This is a genomic window from Butyrivibrio sp., assembly GCF_015056685.1.
Classification (GTDB): Bacteria; Bacillota; Clostridia; order Lachnospirales; family Lachnospiraceae; genus Butyrivibrio.
In genome coordinates this window covers 16091-33001 of the sequence record NZ_SVFW01000044.1, presented here as the reverse complement: position 1 = coordinate 33001, position 16911 = coordinate 16091, and the positions used below count along the sequence as shown (strand labels likewise).

Sequence of the window (16911 nt, the reverse complement as noted above, 5' to 3'; positions counted from 1 at the left end):
CACATTTCAAAAATCCAGTAATGACTGCGTCATTACTGGATTTTTTTATGTGAAATTATTCTTTTTATCCCTTCACACTTCCTGCGATTACGCCCTCAATGATGTACTTCTGCCCTATAAGATAAAATATCAGTACAGGGAGCACACTAAGGAGAAGTCCTGCCATCATTGGAGCGTACTCAGCAGAATGGTTAGTGAGGAATGTCTTGATTGAGATAGCCAGCGTCTTGGTGTCAGTCTTGGTAAGGAATAAGCTGGACATCAAAAAGTCATTCCACACGCCCATAGCAACAAATACAGTAACAGTGATGATTATAGGCTTTAAAAGCGGCATTATGATGTTGAAAAAAGTCTTTGTAAAGCTGCAGCCATCTATCAATGCAGCTTCATCAAGTTCTCTTGGAATTCCCTCTACAAATCCTGAATAAAGAAATACCGCAAATGGAATATTCAGTCCAACTGCCACATATGCAACCATTAAAAGGTTATTTGAAAAACCAAGTATTCCCGCATATATTCTGACAAGAGGAATCATATAAACCTGAAATGGTGCCACCATTGAAGCAAGAAAAGCCATGAAAATTATCTTGTTTATTCTCCATTTTTTTCTTGCAAACAAGTATCCTGTCATGGATGAAAGAATCATATTTATCACTACTGCTGTCACTGTGATAAATGCAGTATTTGCCAGCGATTTAAAAAAATTCATCCTGTCTATTGCTGTTACAAAATTTTCAAAACTAAGATATCCCGGTAGTGCAAATGGATTTCTGATAAAATCTGCAGTTGACTTAAATGAGTTAACTACCAGCATATAAAAGGGAACCATGAATAATATAAGTATTATCAAGGTTATAGCAAAGACAATGCTCTTTTTCCTGCGTTCTGAGCTCATGCATCAACCCTCCCTCTTCTGGTAAAGTATACCTGTAATAATGAAATGACAGAGACGATAACAAAAAGAATGATCGCCTGAGCCTGTCCTACGCCAAAATCCATGCTGGTAAAGGCTGTCTGATAGATTTTGTAAGCAATAAGCTCTGTAGATTTGTAGGGACCTCCCGCTGTAAGGGACAGGTTAGTATCAAATGACATAAAGCATCTGGAAATTGCAAGGAATACGCAGATTGCTGTTGTTCCTCTTATCATAGGTATCTTTATCTGCATAACAGTCTGAAAAACTGTTGCTCCATCTACGCGGGCTGCCTCCATAAGATCTGCGGGAACGGCTGTAAGGCCCGCGATATAAATAACCATCAGATATCCGCTCATCTGCCATGCACTGACAATGATAAGTGCCATCAGCGCCCTTACAGGATTTGTAAGCCATGAAGTCTGCATCCAGCTTATTCCTGTGAATTCACCCAGTTTTGTAAGACCAAATGAAAAGATAAAATTCCAAATATAACCCAGAATAATTCCACCAATTATATTAGGAGTAAAAAAGCCTGTTCTGAAAAGGTTCTGACCTTTTATTCCACTAGTTACCACTAAAGCCAGAATAAATCCTATAAGATTACTAAATATAACCGTAAAAAGAGCATATACAACCGTTTTCCAAAAAGCTCCCAAAAAAGCTGAATCAGTTAGTATGTTCTTGTAGTTTTCAATTCCAATAAAATTTATATCCTGTGACAAGCCATTCCAATCAGTAAACGTGATAAATAATCCATATACGAATGGAATGATCACCACCGAGAACCATATGAAAAATGATGGAAACCCAAATAAAAGAAATTCTTTTATGCTCGTCACTTTTTTATTTTTGACACGCATTCTAATTCTCCTTGAAATCATATAAAACAGGGAGGGACGCGCCCTCCCTATCTTACTTTTTTAGATCAATATTCTCTTTTATCCTGTTTTGACCAGTACTCATCAATCTGAGTTGCAAGTTTTGTTCTGTCGCATGCACCTGAAAGGTATTCGCACATATAAGCTCCGCACTCATACCAGATATCTGATGGGCAAAGACTTGGTGTGCCATAGAAATCTGCTGTTTTTCCTGCTGAGATGTAGCTTGCAGTTGACTTACCAAGAGGGCTGTCAATTGTAGCCTGGCAGTTCTTAAATGGAAGGGCCTGTCCAAGGCGCTTTGCCTGAACTTCATGTGAATAGCTGTCAGATGAGATGTACTCAATAAACTTAAGACCTGCGAGCTGCTGTTCTTCTGTATTCTGACTTGCATCAATGCAATAGCCCTTAGCATAAGATGTAGGAAGCTGCTGATTTGTAACATCACTTGCATCATCGCTGTGAGGAACAGGCATAAGACCAAACTCATCTCCATCACCTACAAGTTCTGCCATGTATGTCCATGCCCAGTCACCCATGAACCATGTACCACACTTACCCTCTGCAAGTGCCATAGCATCAAGGTTTACGTCTCCAACAAGCGGATCATTTTTGTTGTAGTTGTACTGTGCAAGCATGTCAAAGGTATCCATAAATCCATTAAATACTTCTGAATCTATTTCTTTTGTCTCTCCTCCAATAATAGAGTTAACGTAATCAACACGTGCCTTGGTGTCTCCAATAGCTGCGCCGTAGGTCTGGCAAAGATAATGTGCTCCAAGAGACCAGTTAACGCCTGTAAGGCATGTTGCTGCAACACCGGTTGCCTCGATCTTATCAAAAAGGTCCTTTAAGTCAGATCTTGTCTTTATTGTACTTGGATCAAAATCTCCACCTACTGCCGCATCACATACAGCCTTGTTGTAAAGTAGTCCTATACCTGCCGCAGACATTGGAACTGCATATACAGTACCATTAAAAGTCATTGTGCTAAGGGATGCCTCCTCAATGTTGTCGAGCATTGCCTCGCCGGTAAGAGGACGCATTCTGTCCTGGTTTTCCCAGATATTAATTGGATCCATAAGTGCTACTGTTGGTCCTTCATTACTTGCATACAGCGCCATCCACTGCTGAAGCTGATCATCGCCAGCTGCAATATACTCTACTGTAATCCCCGGGTTCTTGCTTTCGAAGTCAGATATCAGGTCCTGATACATATCATCCTTACCTGTTTCTGTTGTGTAAAACGAAATAGTTACAGGCTCAGATGAAGTTTCTGCATTTGTGGTTTCTGCAGCCTTCTCTTCAGTGGTTGTCTTAGCTGCAGTAGTTGAGTCACTACTCTGAGTAGTTGTAGAAGCTGCACTTCCACATCCTGCAAGTGTTGATACCCCAAGCACTCCAGCCATCAGTAAACTAAACATTCTTTTCCTCATAAAAAATACCTCCCTTCAATGTAACTTTAGAATAACAAAGTCATTGATGAGAGGCTTTCCTATTTTTGTCGGTATAGTTGTCAATTTTTATTCTGGTAAAAGCTCGGCTCTTTTTCCCTGTTTCATCCAGTCTGAAGGCGTACAGCCAAAGCTCTTTTTGAATGTTTGAATGAAGGACTTGGCATTGGGAAAACCATGATTCAGAGCGCATTCTATCAGCCTTACATTTTCATCTTCCTTCATTTCATCTACGCAGTGCATAAGCCTTACATTTTGAAGATACTGATAGAAATTCTTCCCCACATGCTCTTTAAACATCCTTGATAAATGGGCAGGGGTATAATTAAAAGCTCTGGAAACTCCTGCAAGATCAAGCTGCTCCATATAATTTTCATCTATATAATTAATTATGGACTTTATATTTATATCCCCGTTATCTTTGCATTGCTCCGAAGCTTTTCCCGTTATAGCGCAGCTTTCCTTCAACATAATAAGGAAATCAAATACAAGTTCCATCTTTTCAATATCAGATTTCCCCTGTTTTTTATACTCGCCAAATTTAATAAGTTCCCGCCTTATTCTTTCCGCATCCTCTTCTTTTTTGGGATATTCAAAATACACGTTTTCTCCTATCCACCTGTCTATAAAACTTTTTGAGACTTGTACACATATTCCCTCAAAATGATCACCGGGCTCAACCCAGTGATTTGAATGCAGAACTCCACTGTTTATAATACAGAAGTCCCCCGTCGAAAGGATCTTGTTTTCGCCATCAACATTGTATTTTATCCTCCCTGCTGTGGTCAGATTAAATTCAACATTTCTGTGCCAATGGAGTGAAGTAAAAATATCAGTTCCATCAAAATAATGATTAAAAATCCTTACAGGAACCTGATTGTAGATAAATACCTCACTCTCATAAAGCTGTGCCATGGTGTTCCTCCTTAGTTATGCAATAACTGCCGCATAATAATGCGGCAGGCTTTACTTATCCCATAATAGTTTTAATATCCACAGCCTTAGCCATTTCCATACCACCTAAAGTATTAGGGTGCAGGCCGTCACCAATGTTCATGTTATTTCGCATGTAGCCAGGTCTGTTTGCATCTTGCAGTGCCTTATCAAAATCAAAATAGCCGTCGTGCAGTTCTCCCTTTCGGATCCAGTCATTGACTTCATTTCGCACCTTTTCGAATTTTTCCATCCACCACTTGGGATAGTCATCATTCCCGCTTGGCATTATGGTTCCAAAGAAGATCTCAGCACCGTTTTCGTGAGCACATTCAATTATCTGCCTGTAACCTTGTATCAGATCTTCTGAAGAAATAGTTTCTTCTTTTTCCTCGAGCTGTATTGGATGCATAATATCGTTTATTCCAATAAGTACACATACAGCGTCTACATCATCAATCTCAAATACATCTTTTTCAAAGCGCTTAACTCCGGCCTCTCCAAAAAGAAGCAGTTCTTTTCCTGCTGCCTTCACAAAGGTCGCATCATTTATGAGCCTGTTACCGCCAATTCCACAGTTTATTACAGATACCTTCTCAAAATACTCATTATAAAGCCGCTTAGTCAGAGCATTTGTATAAAATGACATATGGGTAATAGAATCTCCAAATGCAGCGATAGTCTTCGTTTCATCGAAGGTAAGCACCTGCACTGCATCGAAGCCGATAAACATCGACTGCATGTGGATGTTAGGATCATTTTTCATGAACTCGGATATAATGTCGCGTGAAATTTCCCTGCCATCACGCTCAAGAGTAACCTTCGCTCCATCATCAGCCCAAAAACAGCAGATTGATTCATATACCTGCTTTTGTCCAAAATGAAGTAAAACATACAGCTTATCGCCGGCGCTGACTTCAAGCAAGGCCTCATCGCTAAATATCTCCTGCCCCGGCTCTAAGGTAACTACGGACTTCCCATCAACTTTTAATGCTTCTTTTCCTATGTCTTTCCCATTTCTGATAACGCCAATAAAAGCCTCATCTATAACGAGATTTCTTTTGGCATACTTGTTGGAAAATCTTACTCTCACCTTGGATCCGCTTATGTTGTTATAGAAAACAACCTTCTGATCTGCATTCTCAATACTTGCGATATCTTCGACATAATTAATTCTCAAATATTTAAATGAACTAACCCATTTCATATAATAAATACCTCCACTCTCATACATATTATATGAAGCGGAGGTTTGTCCTTCTTTTCAATTTTTGCGGAAGCTGTTGTCGTTTTTTGTGATGAGTGATTACGATAAATTATTCTGCATTTCCATCATATAACGATATTGTCACTCCGCCAGGTGCTCCTGTGACTGTTCCTCGGATATCCGCAGTTTCCATCCACTTAAGTGCTTTCGAATCAGTATAGATAATCGGTTTCGTGTGAATCATACCTCCACCACTTAAAGGAGCTGTTTCGCCATTATTCTCTATAAAAATGTGGCATTCTTTTCCATCGCAGTCTTTTCCTTCCAAAATATATCTGGCGGAAAGAAATCTCGGCTCACCTGCTGCCTCTTTTTGTGTATCCACACCGCCTGGAAGTATCCTGCCTTTGAAATTTTCGCAGTCGCATGAGCCATGAAACAGGATCATTGTTGCCTTGCCAGCAGTACCTTCTACGTTGAATATTTCATCAAGCAAAACATCAATTACTAAAATAGGTTTTTCCATCACTTACCCTCCATGATACTGTCCGGAATAGCCAGACTGTTTCGGCTCCCCTCAGGAATACCTGTAAGGAAAGAAAATGCCGGATCCATCATTTTTTCCCAAGCTTCAAAATCATGATTACCTGTGGTCTCCCAGAATCTGTAAGGAACGCCCGCTCCATCAAGGGCTTTCCTAAAGCTCTTCACCTGGGAGTCCACTGCAATGTCCCTGTCTCCGCAACCGATAAAGAGCTCTGGAATATCCTTTTTATCTGCCTCAGTATAGGTTCTTGTTATGTTCCATTTGCTCTTTTCATATTCTTCAAAGTTTCCAAACATATTGGTAAACTCAGCATCTCCAAAGCCGCCCTTAGCCGGATCGCACAGAAGCATATACGGATCTGTTGCCGGTGAAAAGGCCGCAACCTTTGAAAAAACATCGCTATATAAAAGGCCATTTAAAAGAGCTCCGTAGCCGCCCATTGAAATGCCGGCAATGTAGGTATCCTCCCGCTTGTGGGACAGATTAAACATATCCCTTGTTCTCTCAATAAGCTCTTTTCCTATAAATGTACTGTAGCTGGCATTTCTCTCAGGATGATCTACGTAAAAAGAATTCTGACCGTTTGGCATTACTATTGCAATGCCCTTAAGCTCAGCTTGTTTTCTTACCCCAAGCATAGTGATAATGCTTGAATAATCGCCGCTGTAGCCCGGCAAAAAATATACTGTTTTATAGGGAGGTTTTGCATCTGAGCCAAAAGGACCTCTCTCAGGCATAAACACTGCCATTGAAACTCCCTGTTTTAAACTATCCGATAAAAAATGAACTTCTGAAAAAGACATATTAAAACTCCTTCTGTGTTATGCGTTCTCAAGAACCCATTCAACGCCCTTTCCGATGTAAGCATTCCAGAAATTCCAGTCATGGATTCCCGGGCCTTCTTCATACTTCATTTTTGCGCCCTTGTCTTCAAGGAACTTTCTCATGATCTGGTTGTTTTCATAAAGGAAATCGTCTGTTCCAATAGCCATGTAGACAGGAGGTATTGGAAGTCCTTTTTTCTCCATCTTTTCGTAAAGGACTTCCGGATTAGCATCGGACTCTTCAACCTTTGAAAGATCTCCAAATACCTCTTTGTAATAATCATAGTTTGCAATCTCATCTCTTGAATCAGGATCCATATTTGCAATCTGGTGGATAATAAGCGCTGATGAAAGAGCTACAACTCCCCCAAAGGTCTCAGGATATGTAAATGCGGTGTGAAGTGCGCCAAAGCCGCCCATAGAAAGGCCGCCAATGAATGTATCCTCTCTCTTATCAGAAAGGCCAAACATCATTCTGGTAAATTCAACAACTTCTTTTCCTGCATATGTGCAGTACTGAGCTCCTGTCGCCTTTCTGTCCAGATAGAAGTTATTACCTCCGGTTATCATGATAACTGCCATGTTATATTTAAATGCAATATCTTCTGCAATACCGTTGTATTCCCAATCACACTCATTGCCGGAGAATCCATGTAAAAGATAAAGTGTCTTCATTGGTCTTTTGTAATGTGGATTGTCTCCCATCATCATTACAGGAACATCCCTTGGAATAACATAAGCAATGTTCACCTGTCCCATCTGCGCTAAAGAATAAAAACGTAATCTCCCTGTTGCCATACCTTACCTCTCCTTTTTTAGATCATGTTATGTGTTTTTCATCTGCCTTCTCTTGTCTGATAGCTCCACATATCTCCCGTCTGGACATATGTTACAGGCACACCTTGTCCAACAACTTCCGGAAGCCAGTCTGCTGCATATTTTGCACCAAGTTCTTCCCAGTTAAAGTGTCCGATGTTAAAGCATGCCTTGTGCTCTCCAAGAGAAACCGCATCTCTGATATATGATAACAAATTCCATTCAATAATCTCACCGGGAATTATCGCATCTATATTTTCTTCCTGCATTGTCCTTATTATTTCAGTAGTATAGTCTGTGTAGTAACCATCTTTTTCCGAGGAAGGAATAAATGCTTCAGGATATATATGCCCGACCAGAGCAATCTTTTTAATTTTATCTTTTGCTCTTCCAATATATCTTGTTCCATTCATTCCGATTTTTTCAATAAGCTCTGTAATCAGCTCTTCCACAGTCTCCTCTTTTGGAAGATTCACAACATAGCCAAAAGGAATGCCCTTACCTGTGGTATCTACGTATTCGCTCCATCCCATGTACTTAAGAACACCTGTAAAAATGCCATCAGGTCTGTGAGCATGCGTATGGTCATGATCCCTGTAGATCACAATTCCATGATCTTCTGCAAGCTTTATTTTTTCATCATATACCCCACACTTAAAGTCAGCCTTCCAGCCGGCAAAATCAGGTGTCAGGTAACTTGTAGGTTCATGGACATAAAGAAAATTGCATCCAAGTTCAATAGTTTTTTTTATAACCTCAACTGTCGGAACAAGTGCTGTCACAATTCCTGTGCACTCACGGTCAGGATTCCCGCATTTTACCCCATCGCAGCCCTTATAATCCGGTCCCAGATTTGGATGATACTCTTCTATCTTTTGAATAATCTCGCTAATCTTCATATTTTCCTCCAAGCTCTATATTAAACAATGTATTTCTGCTCTAACTCAGCCTTTCACAGCGCCTACGACAACGCCCTTAACAAAATATTTCTGAACAAACGGATATATAACTACAATCGGAAGTATTCCTATAACAGCCATGGACATTCTGACCGCATTACTGGGAAGTGATACCGCTCCCGTTCCTACCGCGATACTTGCGGCCCCGCTCTTTAAGTACTGAATATTATTCATGATCCTTATAAGAAGGTTCTGAATACCGTAGTACTGAGGCTTCTGAATGTAGTAAAGGGCATTTACCCAGTCATTCCAATAGATAAGGGCGGTGAAAAGAGATATCGTAGCTACTGTAGGTATTGCAAGCGGGAATATGATCTTAAAGAAAATCGTAAGCTCACTTGCACCATCTATCTGAGCTGATTCTATCAGCGCCTCCGGAATGCTGTTGCTGTAATAGTTTCTTACCAGAAAAATATTGAAAGCGCCGCACAGGTAATTAGGAATAATAAGTGCCCAGATAGTATTCTTTATATTAAAAACCTGTGTCCACATCATGTATGAAGGAACCACACCGCCATTAAAGAGCATTGTAAAGAAAACGAAGAAAGCAAGCGCGTTCTTATATTTAAAGTTTCTTCTGCTCATGGGGTAAGCGATCATTGTGGTGATAAGTACACTTACGACAGTTCCTATTACTGTAACAAGGATTGAAATTCCGTATGCTCTGAAAATAGTTGAGCCCTGCTGAATCATATATACATAAGCATCAGTGGACCATTTTTCAGGGAAAAATGAATATCCGTTTCTAAGAAGCGTTGTTTCATCAGTAAATGACGCTATTACAATAAGTATTATTGGTAAAAGAGCCATGACAGTCAAAATGCCGAGTACTATAGTTGCGACTGCCTTGAAATTCTTTGTATCAGATGCTCTTTTCATTTTCATAATGTTTTCCATTTTCTATCTCCTATATCTGACTTTTAGAACAATGCATTGTCGCTATCAATCTTACGAACAAGTGCATTGGCTGAAACTACAATTATGAATCCAAGAAGTGACTGGAATAGTCCTGCTGCCGCTGACATTCCTACATCATTAAGCTCCATAAGACCTCTGTATACGTATGTATCAATAGTCTGCGTTGTAGAATAAAGAGCTCCTGAATTCATTGGCACCTGATAAAAAAGTCCAAAGTCAGAGAAGAAAATTCTTCCAACTGCCATAAGTGTGAGAATGATAACTGTAGGCTTGAGCATAGGAAGTGTGATCCTGAATATCTGCTGAAGTTTGCTTGCTCCATCAAGGCTCGCTGCCTCAAATACTGACTTATCTATTCCCGCAATGGCTGCAAGGTAGATGATTGACTGATATCCCGCATTTTTCCACATCTGAACAAATATGAGGATGAATGGCCAGTATTTCTTTTCCATATACCAGGCAATATCCTCTTTTCCGAGAGCCTTCAGGATAGTATTGTTGATAAATCCGCTATCCGAGTTAAGGAATGCATACACCATATAAGCTATGATTACCCAGCTCATCAGATTAGGTAAAAGAAGTGCCGACTGGAAAAACTTTGTTCTGATGGAATCACCTAAAGCATTTAAAAAAATGGCTATTGTAATTGCTAATATAGTTCCTATCACAATAAAAGCCAGATTATAAAGTATTGTGTTTCGCGTCATTATAAATGCATCTTTAGTTTGGAAAAGAAATTTGAAATTATCGAATCCATTCCATGGGCTTTTCCATACGCCTTTTTTATAACTGAATTTTTTGAAGGCAAGGAAAATACCAAACATTGGAATGTAATTATTAATAAGAAGGTAGATAATACCTGGTGCCGCGATCAAAAGTAGTGGCCCGGATTTTGCATATTTTGTTTTAACTTTGCTTTTTTTCATATCAGACATAACTCGTCTCCTTTCCTGACTATAATCAGTATAAGGAAGACGAGCCGTCTTTTCTTTCAAAAACAAGTTCTGTTTTTTTGATTTTAAGATTTCATAAAAATAGCCCTACACCGTTTTTAAACCGGCATAGGACTATTTATTAAAGTGGGTTTATGAACCTTTTAATAATTAAAACTTACTGCTGTGCAAGCCAAGCATCAAGCTGTTCCTGCTTTGCATTAAGGATATCATCATAGCCTGCTTCCTTAAGTGCCTGACGGAACTCAGAGAGAGCTGACTCTGTATCAACTGAACCGCAAGCGATACCCGGAAGGTACTGCTGGATTACGTTGCTTACTGCTGTGTACTGTGTCTGAACAGATGAAGGATCAAATGTGAAGCCCATAGCCGGTGAGCAAGGAGCATTGTGGTTCTGCTCATCTTCCCATGCAAGAGACTCTGCTGAACCTGAACCTTCAAGTGGCCACTGGATAAAGAAGTTTCCGAGAACACCGCAAGAAAGCTGTGCTGTATAAGGAACAGTTGCTGCGTCCTGTCCTTCAGGGTAAGAAACTGTGCCATCAGCATTCTTCACATAATCTTCGCCCTCAATACCATAGAGCATTGTGTTGATAACTTCAGGATCTGTATATGTAAGGTTAAGGAACTTAAGCGCTGCATCAGGATTCTCTGATGTGGATGCGATAACCTGTGCTACTGCATTCATTGAAGATGTATCAAGATAAGCATCTCCAAGGGCAATCGCGCCAACTTCATAACCTGAAGGAGCAGAAAGAGAAGCTGCTGTATCTTCAAGTGGATAGCTGTATGAAGCAGAATATGCGAAATATCCGCCTGATGACATAAGCTCTGCTGCTGCAGAAGTTGTTGTTGCTGCATCCTTCATTATGTAGTCATTCTTGTACCAGTCTCTGATAAGAGAAGCATACTTTTCAAAATCTGCAAGATCATAGTAGCTTGTTACTGTCATACTGTCGCCCTGAAGGACACCTGTTGGTGATGCAAAAGAATCACCAAGCCAGTCGATAGATGGAACCCATCTTGTAAGACCGCTGTCTCCCTGTGAAACAGGTGCAAGTGGTGTAATTTCAGGATGAGCCTCTTTTACCTGAGCAAAAATAGCTGTAAGGTCGTCTACGCTCTTAACTGATTCCATATCAAGGCCAAGTTCCTCAGCAATGTCCTTTCTGTAGATCAGCATAGGCTGAAGAGCAAAAGGCTTAAGTGTTGGAATAGCGTAAAGCCTTCCATCGTACATTGTGGTCTTGAGCCACTCATCTTCAAAAAGAGCTTTAAGTTCAGGAGCATCTGTATCAACCATATCTGTTATGTCATAGCACATATCACTAGCAATAGAGTTGCCAAGATCTCCCAAAGTGTGGAAAATATCAACTTCTCCATTCTGAACAGCAAGGCTTACCTGCTGGGTATAATCAGCAATTGAAAGAGGCATAAGATGAACTTCTACGCCGATTTTTTCTCTTGTAATCTGATTAAGTGCCTCTTCTACCTTTGATGTATCATCAGGTACTGTGTTGAATGTAACAAATGCGTATGTAATCTGTGCATAGTCGCCATCCTCTGCTTTTGAAGCAGTCTGAACAGAACTATCTGTGTCCGCATTACTGCCGGATGTTTCTGCAGAAGATCCACAGGCAACAAGTGAAAATGCCATAGCTCCGGCAAGTAACATACTTACAATTTTCTTTACCATAATAACCTCCCTTGTTAAAATGTGCATTTTATATTGTGCACTCATTATACAAAAGGGTGTTAATCATTCTCTTTCAAAAACAAGCTTTGAATTTTTGATTTTAAGGTTTTTATCCATTTGTCTGATTATGATACTCATTTGGAGTAAGTCCCGTATTCTTTTTGAATACCGTTGAAAAATAGGAGAAGTTGTCAAAACCTACTTCTGTAGCGACGTCACTTATGCGAACGTCAGCCCGTGACAAAAGCTCTTTTGCCTTATCTATCCTAAAATCAGTTATATACTGCTTAAGGCTGATCCCGGTCTCTTTTTTGAACATCTTGGCCATATACTCAGGAGTAAGATAAACGCTCTCTGCAATCTCAGTCCTTGAGATATCTTCCTTGTAATGCTCATGAACAAAAGCCTTGGCCCTCGAAACTATAGAGTCCGATGCCTCAACCTCTGAAACATAATCAAGAGTTGTTGAAATGATATAGACCTGCCATCTCATCATATTCATGAGAGAGTCCGTTGACTGCCTGGCAAGGGACTCTGACGCCTCATTGGCAAAAAGCTGCGTCGCCTGAATCTCTTTGCTGTGAAGATAAACAAAAACAATCTGAAGAAGATCCTGCTTTATTTCTGTAAGAGCTGCTGCATCTAGTTTTTTGGCCGCCGCCAGATTTTCCATGCTAAACTTCAGAAGATTTAACAGTTCTTTCTTTTTCTTTTCATTCAGAAGAAGTCTTATCTCATGCTGATCCAGCATATGTCCTTTTTCTGATGCAAGAACTATCTCATCATTCTCATGGAATATCTTCCCCTTCGAGGCAACATTATTTTTATCAAGTTCCTCCATGTGGTTCTTTGCCACATAGAGCTTCGATATGCTGCAGGGATTTCCAATATAGATCGTGATGGTATTTTTTAGCTTTTCTCTGGCTTCATCGAGTATTTCTGCATCGCCCTCGCTCATACGCTCATTTATTATTCCAGTTTTGGAGTCTTCTACAACAACTGCAGTATATACAATTCCCTTTACGCGATAGTTTACAAATTTACTTTCAGAAATTCCAATAAATATCCTTTCGCACAGGAAAGAAACCAGTTCTTTTTCATATGCACCAGCTCTCCCTGCTCCCCAGCTTTCCTCGATCTGCTCAATATTTCCGCTCGATATGATATAAAGCCTGTAATCAATTTCCGGGGCAATATTTAATCTTCTCTGCTCTATTTCTTTGCTTATCACAAATTCATCTGCAACAATTCTCTGCTGTAAAACATCAAGCCAGAACATTGCCTCTACGTACTCAAGGTTTCCTGAATACCACTCTTCATATTTAGAAGCCTTCTGACTCTCCTGCTTTTCATGTATTCTCTGGAGAGCCATATTAAGCTCTGCTTCCATTCTGTCTGCATTGAAGGGCTTTACCACATAACCACTGGCTTTGTATTCTATGGCCTGCCTTGCATAGTCAAATTTCTCATGACTGGTAAGGAAGATAAACTCAGTGTCAAACGAGTTCTCCCTGGCCCACTTGATAAGGTCAAGCCCACTTCCCATAGGCATCTCAATATCACAGATAGCAACGCTTATCTCATTCTCTTCAAATAGCTTTTGCGCTGTTTTTATATTGTATGCTTTATGAACATTTTCGATATGAAATTTGTCCCAGTCAACCGCATTTACTATGACATCGACCGTGGGAAAATCATCATCAATTACGATAGCTTCCATACGCTGCTCTGCCTCTTTACTCTCTTTGGTATCCACATATCAACTTTACTGCCGTGAGGCTCTTTATTAGAAAATTCTATCAGGTCATCTCTTCTGTACATCAGACTCAAAGTCTTTTTGAGATTCCAAAGGCCTATTCCATGTCCATTTTCTTTTACTGTTACATTACCATTTTTTACCTGCAAAAGAAATTCCGAAGGAAACCCTACTCCATCATCCTCCACGACAATATGGCACATTTCCTCTCCATTTCGCTCTTCAAGCTTACAGGAAATAAGAATTGAAGTCAGGTTATCCACAGAAACAGTGTGTTTATAAATGTTTTCCAAAATTGTATGAATAAGAAGCTGTGGAACAGGATAATCAAGTATTTTTTCATCAATGTCAATGAAATCAAAAACACATCCCGGATACAGAATTTCCTGCATTGCTATATAATCCTTTATATGCTCTATCTCTTCCTTCAAAGGAACAGTATGCATTCCGGATTTAAAAAGATATCTCACATTTCTGGAGAGTCTTTCTATGTAATCCCTTATTTCCTCATTCCGATCCTGATAAGACATACTGTGTATCGTGGTCAGCGCATTCAGGAAAAAGTGGGGTTTTATCTGAAGCTGGACGTATTTAAGCGTTGCCTCATCAAACTGAATTCTCTCCTCATAAGAGCGCATGCGCAGATTGACAATTGTGTCTATCATCTGATTAAAGCTGTTATTTATCTGTCTGAACTCAACTGTATCTGCTTTGTCAGGAAGTCTAAGTGACTGTTCTCCATTTTCTATCTTTTTCATGGCAATAAGTAATTCCCGCAACGGGGCATATACTACCCGCCTTGTATAAAGAGTTATGACGACAAGCATAACGATTGCGGAAACAACAAGAAATATTATTATGAGCTGTATCGATTGATAGTTTCCATATACTCTGTGTTTTTCCAATGCCACAAAAATACCAAAATCTCCTTTTGTGGATGAACCTCCAAGTACAAGATATTTTCCATTATCAGACCATGAAGCACCTGAGCTCACTTTAAAGCTAAGATCTGAGCTTGTGATCTCTCCATTATCCGTCTGAACAATAATGTCGTTATTAATATCAGTTATCACGTAGCAAACTGAATCATTAGTTATGAGTCTTTCCAAAATTCCTGATATATTTACCAGTGCCCCAAGCATACGATTTTTATTCTTATAAAGGCGTAAAAGATATTTCTTTTCTCCAATCTGTCTGTATATCCATTTAGATGGCATGTTTCCTGGATACTCCTGGATCATTTCTTCTATGCTCTGACGGATCATTACAGTATCGTTATAATTTAGGGCGTTTGCAGTCTTAGCGATATAATTATTTCCAATAAGATCATAGAAAAAAATAGTCTCAACGTCTGTACTACTGCTTGCTATGTTCTTAAGTGTCTGTAACATATTTTGTTGCGCTATAGCCTTTTGAACATCCGTGCCATTTTTAAAAGCAGAAATATCAGCATTATCCTGTAAAACAACAGCAAGAGCCTGTTCATTAGCCTTTAAAACTTCTTCTATTTCATAATCTGAGATTTCTTTTGCCTGTGATAGCGTGGCCCCGGCAGCGCTCTCTAATGTATTTCTGGTATTCCACCATATGGCTGATAAAATGATGATCATCAGGATCATGTAGAGAAGTACCGCAGATGCAATTGTACGTATAAAAGAGTTATTCTTTTCTTTTAGCTTTTGCATAATAAACCTTTGTACCTGTCTAATTGGTATTTCAGAACCGTTAGCGCCCTGGATTGTGGTTCTTCTCTTAATGCTGCCTCTAACTTATCATAATCGATTTTCAATGTCACACCTGCCAGCTGTGCCTGCATTTCCAGACTGGATGAGAAGGGCTGCCCATATGCCAATTCAATATTCTCATCAATAGAATTATCCATTGGAAAGCGTGTAAGATCACTAAGAAGACCAGCTCCATTGTCAAACACAGGTGCTTCAAAACATTCTTCTGTTTCAGTATTCACAATTATTCCAAGATTATTAAAATGCCTGTCGGTATTCAATATAAGCATATCAAATGTAAGTATTTTTGACAGATAATCACTGCAATCAAATCCTGTGTAATCACGTATAAATTCTTTTATAAAATTTATCCTATCCTGAGGATCATCCATAATGATAATGCGCTCGGACAGGTTTCCTCCAAAATACATATCATACAATCTTTGAAAACTCAAAAAAGAACATCCTTCTTTTAAAAAATTCTGAGATCTGCATCCTTTTTTCCCATTGATAGTACATTCTTCGTATCTGACAAAATAATCCACATTCGAACAGGAAAGAACAAGCGATGCCAACTGCTCAGTTTTTCCTTCATAACCTGCTCTGTTTTCTTTGTACCAAAAGCCTTTATCGTAGTACTTAGGCTGAGTTCCCTTTGAACTTCCTGCAACCATCACCATCGCACGAGGGCTTAACTTGTAGTCTCTCATATCAATTTGACATCCTTCCATTTTATTTTTTCATCGTGAAGCTTAATCCAAAAAGTATCTTCATAAGTCACTCCGTGAGACAGTTTAATAAATTCATAAGGATTATTGGATGTAAGATTAGCTTTTTCTAAAATTCTATCAAGGTCCGCCCGTCCATCCTCGTAGCATCTGTCCTTCAAAAAAGAATAAAAGCGCTCTAAATTAAGCCTGTTTCCGGAAAATGGTTGTCCTATACCATCTTTCTTTATTTTGTTGAATTTAATATTTTTTCTACTTCTATCAAGTTCCACTATACACACTATTTCATCTCGATCCATAACATCATATACTGTATAATCTACCGGAGTCAGGTGTATATCCATGCCAAGCACATCCAATATAGAAAGAAGTGTATCTAAAGAAGGCATCTGCTTTCCCGATTCAAATCTACTATAATTTGACTGTTTAATACCGCATAGCTTCGCCACCTGCGCTTGAGTCATTCCAAGAGCTTTTCTTCTTTTCTTTATTTTTATGATTATTTCTTCAACATTTTGCTTCATGCGTTATTCCTCTGTAATTAGAATATATCATTTTTGATATATTATCAAACAGAAAAAGAAGCTGCAAAAATGATTTCT

16 protein-coding genes are annotated in these 16911 nt (G+C 39.4%); all 16 read right to left on the bottom strand.

Features of this window, described 5'->3' with window-relative positions:
- Window positions 1–64: 64 nt before the first annotated feature.
- Window positions 65–895, bottom strand: coding sequence for a carbohydrate ABC transporter permease (locus E7303_RS14145; protein WP_292146034.1), 831 nt, complete (start codon window positions 893–895; stop codon window positions 65–67).
- Entirely contained in the window at window positions 892–1776 is an 885-nt protein-coding gene (locus E7303_RS14140; RefSeq protein WP_292146033.1) for a carbohydrate ABC transporter permease, read from the bottom strand. Before E7303_RS14140 ends, E7303_RS14145 begins: the two co-directional genes overlap by 4 nt.
- A gap of 65 nt (window positions 1777–1841) precedes the next feature.
- Complete coding sequence (locus E7303_RS14135; protein WP_292146032.1) at window positions 1842–3230, bottom strand: ABC transporter substrate-binding protein; 1389 nt, start codon at window positions 3228–3230, stop codon at window positions 1842–1844.
- Window positions 3231–3317: 87 nt separating this feature from the next.
- On the bottom strand, window positions 3318–4163 hold the full coding sequence (locus E7303_RS14130) for an AraC family transcriptional regulator (RefSeq protein WP_292146031.1): 846 nt from the start codon (window positions 4161–4163) through the stop codon (window positions 3318–3320).
- A gap of 55 nt (window positions 4164–4218) precedes the next feature.
- On the bottom strand, window positions 4219–5388 hold the full coding sequence (locus E7303_RS14125; protein WP_292146030.1) for a GDSL-type esterase/lipase family protein: 1170 nt from the start codon (window positions 5386–5388) through the stop codon (window positions 4219–4221).
- A gap of 109 nt (window positions 5389–5497) precedes the next feature.
- The gene (locus tag E7303_RS14120) at window positions 5498–5914 is read right to left on the bottom strand and encodes a DUF3237 family protein (RefSeq protein WP_292146029.1); all 417 of its coding nucleotides are present in this window, start codon (window positions 5912–5914) and stop codon (window positions 5498–5500) included.
- Window positions 5914–6738, bottom strand: coding sequence for an alpha/beta hydrolase (locus tag E7303_RS14115; protein WP_292146028.1), 825 nt, complete (start codon window positions 6736–6738; stop codon window positions 5914–5916). Before E7303_RS14115 ends, E7303_RS14120 begins: the two co-directional genes overlap by 1 nt.
- 18 nt (window positions 6739–6756) lie before the next feature.
- Complete coding sequence (locus tag E7303_RS14110) at window positions 6757–7557, bottom strand: alpha/beta hydrolase (protein WP_292146027.1); 801 nt, start codon at window positions 7555–7557, stop codon at window positions 6757–6759.
- Between the two features lie 38 nt (window positions 7558–7595).
- Window positions 7596–8474 carry a Nif3-like dinuclear metal center hexameric protein gene (locus tag E7303_RS14105; RefSeq protein WP_292146026.1) on the bottom strand — a complete coding sequence of 293 codons (879 nt, stop codon included), beginning with the start codon at window positions 8472–8474 and terminating at the stop codon, window positions 7596–7598.
- Window positions 8475–8519: 45 nt separating this feature from the next.
- Entirely contained in the window at window positions 8520–9431 is a 912-nt protein-coding gene (locus E7303_RS14100; RefSeq protein ID WP_292146025.1) for a carbohydrate ABC transporter permease, read from the bottom strand.
- Between the two features lie 23 nt (window positions 9432–9454).
- Complete coding sequence (locus E7303_RS14095; RefSeq protein WP_330601693.1) at window positions 9455–10387, bottom strand: ABC transporter permease; 933 nt, start codon at window positions 10385–10387, stop codon at window positions 9455–9457.
- A gap of 175 nt (window positions 10388–10562) precedes the next feature.
- Window positions 10563–12101, bottom strand: a complete 1539-nt coding sequence (locus E7303_RS14090; protein ID WP_292146024.1) for an ABC transporter substrate-binding protein — start codon at window positions 12099–12101, stop codon at window positions 10563–10565.
- Between the two features lie 109 nt (window positions 12102–12210).
- Window positions 12211–13821: a response regulator transcription factor gene (locus tag E7303_RS14085; protein ID WP_292146023.1), complete on the bottom strand. Its 1611-nt coding sequence runs from the start codon at window positions 13819–13821 to the stop codon at window positions 12211–12213.
- Window positions 13806–15542: a sensor histidine kinase gene (locus tag E7303_RS14080; protein WP_292146022.1), complete on the bottom strand. Its 1737-nt coding sequence runs from the start codon at window positions 15540–15542 to the stop codon at window positions 13806–13808. The genes E7303_RS14085 and E7303_RS14080 overlap by 16 nt, the downstream gene beginning before the upstream one ends.
- Window positions 15530–16291, bottom strand: a complete 762-nt coding sequence (locus E7303_RS14075; protein WP_292146021.1) for a hypothetical protein — start codon at window positions 16289–16291, stop codon at window positions 15530–15532. The genes E7303_RS14080 and E7303_RS14075 overlap by 13 nt, the downstream gene beginning before the upstream one ends.
- Window positions 16288–16833 carry a helix-turn-helix domain-containing protein gene (locus E7303_RS14070; protein ID WP_292146020.1) on the bottom strand — a complete coding sequence of 182 codons (546 nt, stop codon included), beginning with the start codon at window positions 16831–16833 and terminating at the stop codon, window positions 16288–16290. Before E7303_RS14070 ends, E7303_RS14075 begins: the two co-directional genes overlap by 4 nt.
- Between the last annotated feature and the right edge of the window lie 78 nt (window positions 16834–16911).

What these genes read in the sequence shown, in the direction of transcription:
- E7303_RS14140 (WP_292146033.1), bottom strand. Translation starts at nt 1,776, where the DNA reads ATGCGTGTCAAAAATAAAAAAGTGACGAGCATAAAAGAATTTCTTTTA.
- E7303_RS14080 (WP_292146022.1), bottom strand. Translation starts at nt 15,542, where the DNA reads ATGCAAAAGCTAAAAGAAAAGAATAACTCTTTTATACGTACAATTGCA.
- E7303_RS14125 (WP_292146030.1), bottom strand. Translation starts at nt 5,388, where the DNA reads ATGAAATGGGTTAGTTCATTTAAATATTTGAGAATTAATTATGTCGAA.
- E7303_RS14085 (WP_292146023.1), bottom strand. Translation starts at nt 13,821, where the DNA reads ATGGAAGCTATCGTAATTGATGATGATTTTCCCACGGTCGATGTCATA.
- E7303_RS14095 (WP_330601693.1), bottom strand. Translation starts at nt 10,387, where the DNA reads ATGTCTGATATGAAAAAAAGCAAAGTTAAAACAAAATATGCAAAATCC.
- E7303_RS14070 (WP_292146020.1), bottom strand. Translation starts at nt 16,833, where the DNA reads ATGAAGCAAAATGTTGAAGAAATAATCATAAAAATAAAGAAAAGAAGA.
- E7303_RS14110 (WP_292146027.1), bottom strand. Translation starts at nt 7,557, where the DNA reads ATGGCAACAGGGAGATTACGTTTTTATTCTTTAGCGCAGATGGGACAG.
- E7303_RS14105 (WP_292146026.1), bottom strand. Translation starts at nt 8,474, where the DNA reads ATGAAGATTAGCGAGATTATTCAAAAGATAGAAGAGTATCATCCAAAT.
- E7303_RS14090 (WP_292146024.1), bottom strand. Translation starts at nt 12,101, where the DNA reads ATGGTAAAGAAAATTGTAAGTATGTTACTTGCCGGAGCTATGGCATTT.
- E7303_RS14135 (WP_292146032.1), bottom strand. Translation starts at nt 3,230, where the DNA reads ATGAGGAAAAGAATGTTTAGTTTACTGATGGCTGGAGTGCTTGGGGTA.
- E7303_RS14115 (WP_292146028.1), bottom strand. Translation starts at nt 6,738, where the DNA reads ATGTCTTTTTCAGAAGTTCATTTTTTATCGGATAGTTTAAAACAGGGA.
- E7303_RS14130 (WP_292146031.1), bottom strand. Translation starts at nt 4,163, where the DNA reads ATGGCACAGCTTTATGAGAGTGAGGTATTTATCTACAATCAGGTTCCT.
- E7303_RS14145 (WP_292146034.1), bottom strand. Translation starts at nt 895, where the DNA reads ATGAGCTCAGAACGCAGGAAAAAGAGCATTGTCTTTGCTATAACCTTG.
- E7303_RS14100 (WP_292146025.1), bottom strand. Translation starts at nt 9,431, where the DNA reads ATGGAAAACATTATGAAAATGAAAAGAGCATCTGATACAAAGAATTTC.
- E7303_RS14120 (WP_292146029.1), bottom strand. Translation starts at nt 5,914, where the DNA reads ATGGAAAAACCTATTTTAGTAATTGATGTTTTGCTTGATGAAATATTC.
- E7303_RS14075 (WP_292146021.1), bottom strand. Translation starts at nt 16,291, where the DNA reads ATGAGAGACTACAAGTTAAGCCCTCGTGCGATGGTGATGGTTGCAGGA.